The sequence below is a fragment of the Emergencia sp. 1XD21-10 genome (assembly GCF_009936045.1).
Classification (GTDB): domain Bacteria; phylum Bacillota; class Clostridia; order Peptostreptococcales; family Anaerovoracaceae; genus Senimuribacter; species Senimuribacter intestinalis.
In genome coordinates, this window is sequence record NZ_QWEQ01000008.1 from 182,510 (window position 1) to 189,879 (window position 7,370).

Here is a 7,370-nt window from a genome sequence, read left to right on the forward strand (position 1 = left end):
GAGAGAACATGAGTAAAAGACCTGAGATAACTGCAGATTTATCGGCTGTTGCAGAGCGATATATTGATCCACATAATGATCCGCGCATATATTGGGCCAGAGAGGTTACCTTCGATTATGCAATGGGTTATGCCAGCCGTGTGGATTATATGCTTTTTAAACCAGTAAACAATTCGGTATCAGGTATTGAAAAAGGTGATGTTTACTGTTATGAAATTAAATCTTCAGTAGAGGATTTTCGTTCTAAAAACGGACACAACTTTATCGGCGATTACAATTACTATATTATGCCGAAAGATGTTTATGAGACAATCAAAGAGGAGATTTTGTACAATATTGGCGTTTTGGTGCCTTCCGAAACAGGACTGCAGAGCGTAAAAAAAGCAAGAAGAAAGAACAGAACGAAACCACTGAGCGAAATGCTCATGATGATGTGGAGATCGTCAAGGCGTGAGCTGGTTAATATATGGAAAGGAAGTGCCTTATGAAATACAGACTTGTGCTTGCTGCTGGTCATGAACAGATTTCTGATCAAATTAAAAAGTTCGATGAAGTGGAGGTGGTGGAGGAAAATGATGATATTGAGATCATAGAGGAAGTATTGGAATTCGTGGATGCAGATTTTGCGGTCATAAATACAATGCTCTCGACAGAAAAAAGCCTCCATTTCGTCCAGAGAGCACAGCAAATGCGGGTGAAGGTGATTTGCATCGTTACAGATTTAAACGTGGATAAAAAACTGATTCTGAGTCTTGCCGGGTGCGGAGTTATGGCTTTTATTCAGATAAATGAACTTTATCGCATTCCGGAATATCTTGAAGCATATCCGGAGCAGTTTGACTATCAGCTGCTGCAGGATAGTATAGAGGTGGATCGAACAGCGGGGGCGAAATCTGCAATGCAGAAAAGGAAAACAACAGTTGCAGTTTTAGGAATCATGCCAAGGATTGGAACAACGACCCATGCACTGAGTCTTGCAAAATATCTTAATGACCGAGGTTACAAGACAGCATACATTGAATTAAACGGATCTGATTACATCCGTCAGCTGGCAGCAACTTATATCGCTGCAGTGGATGATGTTGCCGAAGGGAAAGTTACTTATGAAGGATTAGACATGTATTACAATCCTGGCAGTGTTCCCAAAGCACTGAGAATGCCGTATCTGTTTTATATTTATGATTTTGGAGATATTCATGAGCTGAAATCGCGAGAACAGATTACCTGGCTGGAGAAGGATATTAAAGTTTTAGTTGCCGGTACAAAACCAAATGAAATTGATCAGCTGCAGTACGCAGTACAGCAGGTTTATAACCAGAATACTAAGTATCTTTTTAATTTCTGCAGCACAGACGAACAACAAGACGTTGAAGCGCGAATGGGCAGCCGGTCGGACGTGACCTATTTTGCAACCTGGCTTCCTGATCCATTTGCAGCGGAGGAGAACTTCTATTTTGCCGAAATGATGGCTGATGCTTTAGCAAAGACAGAAACTGTGTCTGAAGTAAGAGTAGAGAAAGTACAGAAAAACAGGCTTTGGAGGAAGAAAAGACGATGAAGTTTCAAAAAGGATTTGTAGAAGAATACGAGAAACAACTTCAGGAGGAGGAAGTACAAAGAACATTACGAGATAAGTATAATATAGAGGATGATAAAACAGTTAATATTGTAAAATTATCTTCATGGCAGTTCTTCATCGAAATAGTGAGCAGTTGGGGAAGAAAATTATTAACTGTCGTCATGCTGATTTTCTTTGCAATTGGGGTGCTTGCAATGCTTTATCCCAAGCCACGTACGGAAATGCTGTTCCTGTTTCAAGAGATATTGGATGAGATAACAGCATATTTGCCGGATTTTCTGGTATTTTGGAATTAAGGGGACAAAATTTATGAAACGTATACCACTAGAGGGCAAAGTCTTTGGCATGTGGGAAGTCTTGACCTTTGCTGGAAATAACGGAAAGAAATCGTTTTACTATTGTCGATGTAAAAAGTGTCAGCAAGTGTACTTGGTGAGAGCAGATAAGTTGGTTTCGGGGAGAAGTCTGCGGTGTAAAAACTGTAGGTAATGAAATAGTTCTGCATATGTATTGACAGTTTTACAAAAATCAAATATACTCTTACTAAGGCTACTGAGTAAACAAAGACAACTAAGTGAAAAGAGTAGGAGGAAAAATTATGAATCAGAAAGAAAAGGTCACTTGCTCATTTTCAATGGATAGGGAACTGTATAACACCTACAAAGGAATTGTTGCCATGAATGGAGAGAATGTAAAAGGAAATTTGGTACGGTATATGCAAAGTGTGGTTGAGTATAGAACACCTAATGCTGATACCATTTTAGCGATGAAAGAAGTAAAAGCATTAAAGGCTGATCCTAACAAAAAAACTTATGATTCTTTTGCTGAACTTCTGCGTGAAGTAGAAGGGGAAATGGACAATGAGCACTAAATACAAAATCGTTCAAACCGGAACTTTCAAGAAGGATTTAAAAAAAGCCATAAAAAGAGGATATGATATTAAGCTATTGGGGGATGTAGTTGATGCCCTTGCTGCAGGAGAACAATTAGCCAGGAAGTATAAGGATCATAATCTTACTGGAAACTACAAAGGTTGTCGGGAGTGTCATATAACCCCGGATTGGCTTCTGATTTATGAAATTTCAAATGATGAACTGATTTTATATCTCACTAGAACTGGAAGCCATAGTGACTTGTTTTAAAGAAAAGGAGAATGGAAATGAAGAAGATTATAACCCTGCTCATCACTTTGACCATGGTGCTGACTATGGCAGTTCCAGCATTTGCAACAGACAATCAGGCTCCTGCAGAATCAGCTCCAACAGAAGTGAAGCTGACAAGTAAGCAGGTCAGGGCTATCACGCCGAAAAATTTTAAGGCGACCAGTTATAGCTACACGAAAATCAAGACCAGCTGGGATAAGATTGAGGGTGTTGACGGTTACAAAGTGTATCGTGCAACGTCTAAAAACGGAAGCTACAAGCTGGTGAGAACTACGACCAGCGCGAATACTTTGTCGTATATCAACACTGAAAGAACCACCGGCAAGACTTACTACTATAAAATGCGCGGTTACAAAAAGATTGGTAAAACGACTTACTACACCAAGTTCTCGCCGGTAAAGAGCACAAGTGCTCGTTTAACAAAGCCGACTGTTACTGTAACACTTGGCGGTACAGATAAAAACCCTTATGACCGTACGCCAAAATCTACTTGGAAAGCTATTAGCGGTGCATCTGGCTACGAAGTATATAGAACCCGTGAGGGTAAGAACAGCTATAAAAAAATCTGTACTACAAAGAAGACATCCTTTACTGATAGCTATTCTACAGATTTTAAATACTATTATACCTATGAGTATAAGGTAAGAGCATACCGTATTGTAAATGGGAAAAAGATTTATAGTTACTTTTCAACGCCAAAGAAATATGTTCCTGACTGGACTATGGAAGAGTTGATGCCGGAACTTATTGCATATGGAGAAAGCATCGAAGGTAAACGATTAGAATTTACAGATCAGTATGATGAAAATGACGAACCAATCCATAAACTATATACCGGTCCAGAAGGAGCCACATATACGATGGATCATTTTATCGGACATATTGAAGATCCGACAACAGAATCCGGCTATAGAGGCGTCAGATATGGAGAAACAGATGCAACAAAAGACCCAACCTTCAAAAGATACACACCAGAAAACAGTTCATGGTCTGCAATGTTTCCTATGGAAATCGATTATTACTGGTCAAAAGAAATTGCTCTCAAAGAAATGAAATCTGCAATCAAGGCCTCTATCAAAGGTCAATTTGAAGATAATCCATTAGTGTGGTATCCGGCAGATGAGCAGTTTGAAGCTGGATGGGGAGGAATAGACAGTTTTTCGCTTTACACCAGAAAAAATAGAGCGGGATATGACTTTTACGTAATGTTTTAAACTATATATAATAAACTTCATACGAATTTACCAAAAAGGCTCAGATATACTGAGTCTTTTTTCATACAAAAAAATCAACGGTTATGCCTTTGCATAGCCGTTTTTATATATATTTCACTACTAAATTTCAACATAATTTAAGAAGGAGGAACAAAAAAGTATGGAACAAAGAATGAAACATCCTTGGCTGTGCCGCAGCATGATGCTGTTACTGATTTTTACCATCTTAGCAGCATATATGCCGCAGGCCACCTTTGAAGCCTTTGCAGCCACGAAAGCCTCTGTCTATGACGGCAGACAGCTGAAAGGTTCTGATGGAAAGCCATATTATCCAAACAATAAAGGCGGCGGCTTCTACTGGGCGAAATTCTCAAATCTTGCCGGTGATGGTTTTGTTTACAGACTTGCAAGAGCAACCTCAGCCAAGAAAACCATCGTTGTAAAAAATGGAAAACACGAATATAGCGGATACTGTCTGGAGCATGGTGCATGGCTGAATGCAGGTGCAACAGGCTACAGTGCCGATGCGCAGCAGGAATTAGAAAGACTGAGATGGATGAGACCATATAGCAAAGATACTTTAAGGGGAATGCAACTTGCTTTGCTGTTTGGCAGACAGCCGGGACATACGCAATCTGATGTGCCTGTAAAGGGCTGCAATCTGGATGACTGGTACTGGGCTACACAAAACATCATCTGGGAATATCAGCAAGGTTTAAGAAAATCCCCTACAAGCGGTCTTAAAGCAAGAACCGGTTCTCATGCAATGAGTGCAAACTGGTTTAAAGACACTGTAAAGGGTAGACCAGCTGAAAAAATTTACAACTGGATGAATGAACAGATTAAAAAATATCAAAAGCAGTTCAGTTTTACAGCACCTACAGAAAGACAAATAAAAAAGCGTCAAACTATTAAAATGCAAGCTCAATCAGATGGTACTTGGGTTGCAGTCGTAAAGGATTCTAATAAACTGAATCAAGATATTAAAACTACTAATAAGAATATCAAGATTAAGCGTAATGGCAATGAGTACACCATTACCTCCAATGTAGATCCTAACACAATCAAAAAACCTATTAAAGCAACGAAAGATGTAAAAGGTATTTCCAAGCCAAAACAGGATTTACTGGTTTGGACCACCACACAGGATAGCCCAATTTCTGACTCCAACCACCTGCAGACTGTTGCAACCGGTGGTGATGACCCGATTGAACTGTACTTCAAATTAGCGGCAGCAGAAGAAACAGAACCGGAGCCAGGAGAGCCGGAGGAACCGAAACTGCCGTCCTTTGAGCTGGACGTTGAGAAACTGGATGCCAATTTAGGCTTTGACAATAATACGCATACCGGTATGGGTGATGCGCCGCTGGATGCGACGATTGACCTTCTCGTAGACGGCGAAGTAGTTGATTCCAAAACACTGGATGTAAATGGATATAGCGATGAGCCGTTTTATTTTATGCCATGGGACGATGCATCCGAACTGGACTATGAAAAAGTAGAGAAAAAAGATCCGGAAACTGAGAAAGTCACTGTGCACCACTACTGGAGAGGCGAAAGGACGGTTAGTACCGAAGAATCGGGCGTTCCGGACGGTCGTTTGTCTGATGAAAAGGGTGGTACTCGTGACCACGGAACCATCACATATTATGCGCACGCTGTAGACGATGGTCCGATCGAATATAACATCACTTACGAAAATGGTGCTTTAACAGATGCTGCAGATATCGATCCGGAAAATCCGCAGCCGATGTTAGACGATATGGGTTCTCAGGCATACGTGAATGACAACTACCGTGGGCGTTTGCAGATTGTAAAAACTAAAACTGACCTTGACCCATTCACACCGGAAAATGGCAGCGGTAAACTCGAATACTCCACGAATTCCAAGTGGACTATTGAGCTTACTTCTGGCGGCTTTGAGGATCACCCATATATCAGAGTTGTACCTGTAAAAGAAGGGGAAAAAGGCTATGATGAATTTGCAAATTGCTACCGTGTTGTAAGAGACAACAGCGGCACACCTGCAGATGTAGAGCATCCTTTGACTGTCAGCAAGTTTGGACAGATTAGAATTATTGACCTGCCTTATGGTAACTATCTTGTAAAGGAAATTTCTGCGGATTCCAACGGATATGTCTTGGAATCCCATGAAGTGACAGTAACAGAAGACGGTCAGCTGATCTCCACTGATACGGACAATATACCAAAGAAAAATAAGGTGCAGATTATCAAGACAAACTCAGAAACCGGAAAAGCTGTCAGACTGAATGAAAACGCAGCATTTAGAATCAAATATCTGGGCAACCCGGATTTAGCAGATCCAACCTTGTCACCAAACTACGGTAAGTATCTGCCAAATGGCAGCAGCTACACCGATGGCGCTGCATCCGGCAAGAATAATTACATTTTCAAGTGTAATGCAGACGGTCAAATTGTGCTGCCATATGAGCTTGAGTACGGTAATTATCAAATCGAGGAAGTAACTGCGCCAGAAGGATACTTTATCGGTGAGTACGATGAAAAGGGTGTCGGCAGCAGCACAGATATGCCGAAGAAATTCGAAGATGCTGTTGTAATCTACGATGCTTCTGGCGATAGAGTAACGGACTTTACCAGTAACAAGAAGGTTATCTTTAACAAATATAAATTTAGTGTTACAGAGCAAACGCCGCATCAGGACGGCAAGGACTATGTGACCTATTACTTGACGGTAAAAATTCCAAATAATCCGGTCAAAGGAAAAATCCAGATTACCAAAAATGGTGAATCTCTCGCAGGCTGGCTACATGAAGAATTTGGTGGAAACAAAGGATTTTCTGCAGTATGGGACAGAAGCAAATTAAAAAATGCCACTTTCAGAGTTTATGCAGCGGAAGATATTCTGCAAGTGGATGATGTGCAGAGAATTAAAGCATATGACAGCAAAACGAATGAAGAAGTGGCGCTGGAGGAAGTCACCCGTGACCACAGCAAAAAGAACGGTGCACTGAGCTTGTGGGAAAAGCTTTTGAAAACCGGCGAAAAGATTTTGCGCTGGTTTGGGCTTGACATCGGTGATGACAATGAATGCAGAACCGAATACATTGCAAAGTCTGAAAAAGGTGCGACTTATTCCGCAAAATACTCTGTAAAGGACAAGGAAGGAACCACATCTACATACACGGTAGATTACTCCCTCAGCTATACAAAGGGCGGCATGAACTATACCAATATCCATGTGAAGAAAGACATGGTAGCGGATGATTATGTTGCAGGTATCGACTACACAACTCCAACATTAAAAAGTGGGGAAGAAGATGTTGATATTATGGACCTGATTTTGCCGAACAAAAACATGGTGAAATTAAATAAGGCAGTTGTCGATGAATATGGCGAAGATGATATCACAGCTAAAATTTTAGAGCCAATGGC

Annotated in this window: 7 protein-coding genes; all 7 read left to right on the top strand. The window is 40.8% G+C overall.

Annotated features, from left to right (window positions below):
- Positions 1-8: 8 nt before the first annotated feature.
- On the top strand, positions 9-488 hold the full coding sequence (locus D1151_RS06950) for a hypothetical protein (RefSeq protein WP_161908407.1): 480 nt from the start codon (positions 9-11) through the stop codon (positions 486-488).
- Positions 485-1,558, top strand: a complete 1,074-nt coding sequence (locus D1151_RS06955) for a hypothetical protein (RefSeq protein ID WP_161908408.1) — start codon at positions 485-487, stop codon at positions 1,556-1,558. Before D1151_RS06950 ends, D1151_RS06955 begins: the two co-directional genes overlap by 4 nt.
- Positions 1,555-1,875, top strand: coding sequence for a hypothetical protein (locus D1151_RS06960; protein WP_161908409.1), 321 nt, complete (start codon positions 1,555-1,557; stop codon positions 1,873-1,875). Before D1151_RS06955 ends, D1151_RS06960 begins: the two co-directional genes overlap by 4 nt.
- A 302-nt stretch (positions 1,876-2,177) precedes the next feature.
- Positions 2,178-2,450 carry a hypothetical protein gene (locus tag D1151_RS06965; protein ID WP_161908410.1) on the top strand — a complete coding sequence of 91 codons (273 nt, stop codon included), beginning with the start codon at positions 2,178-2,180 and terminating at the stop codon, positions 2,448-2,450.
- Complete coding sequence (locus tag D1151_RS06970) at positions 2,440-2,721, top strand: type II toxin-antitoxin system YafQ family toxin (protein ID WP_161908411.1); 282 nt, start codon at positions 2,440-2,442, stop codon at positions 2,719-2,721. The genes D1151_RS06965 and D1151_RS06970 overlap by 11 nt, the downstream gene beginning before the upstream one ends.
- 17 nt (positions 2,722-2,738) lie before the next feature.
- Entirely contained in the window at positions 2,739-3,956 is a 1,218-nt protein-coding gene (locus D1151_RS06975) for a hypothetical protein (RefSeq protein WP_161908412.1), read from the top strand.
- Between the two features lie 160 nt (positions 3,957-4,116).
- The coding region (locus D1151_RS06980; protein ID WP_161908413.1) for a SpaA isopeptide-forming pilin-related protein at positions 4,117-7,370 on the top strand (3,254 nt) is incomplete at its 3' end.

Excerpts from the sequence above, each read along its gene's own strand:
- D1151_RS06975 (WP_161908412.1), top strand. The coding sequence starts at position 2,739 with ATGAAGAAGATTATAACCCTGCTCATCACTTTGACCATGGTGCTGACT.
- D1151_RS06950 (WP_161908407.1), top strand. The coding sequence starts at position 9 with ATGAGTAAAAGACCTGAGATAACTGCAGATTTATCGGCTGTTGCAGAG.
- D1151_RS06960 (WP_161908409.1), top strand. The coding sequence starts at position 1,555 with ATGAAGTTTCAAAAAGGATTTGTAGAAGAATACGAGAAACAACTTCAG.
- D1151_RS06970 (WP_161908411.1), top strand. The coding sequence starts at position 2,440 with ATGAGCACTAAATACAAAATCGTTCAAACCGGAACTTTCAAGAAGGAT.
- D1151_RS06955 (WP_161908408.1), top strand. The coding sequence starts at position 485 with ATGAAATACAGACTTGTGCTTGCTGCTGGTCATGAACAGATTTCTGAT.
- D1151_RS06965 (WP_161908410.1), top strand. The coding sequence starts at position 2,178 with ATGAATCAGAAAGAAAAGGTCACTTGCTCATTTTCAATGGATAGGGAA.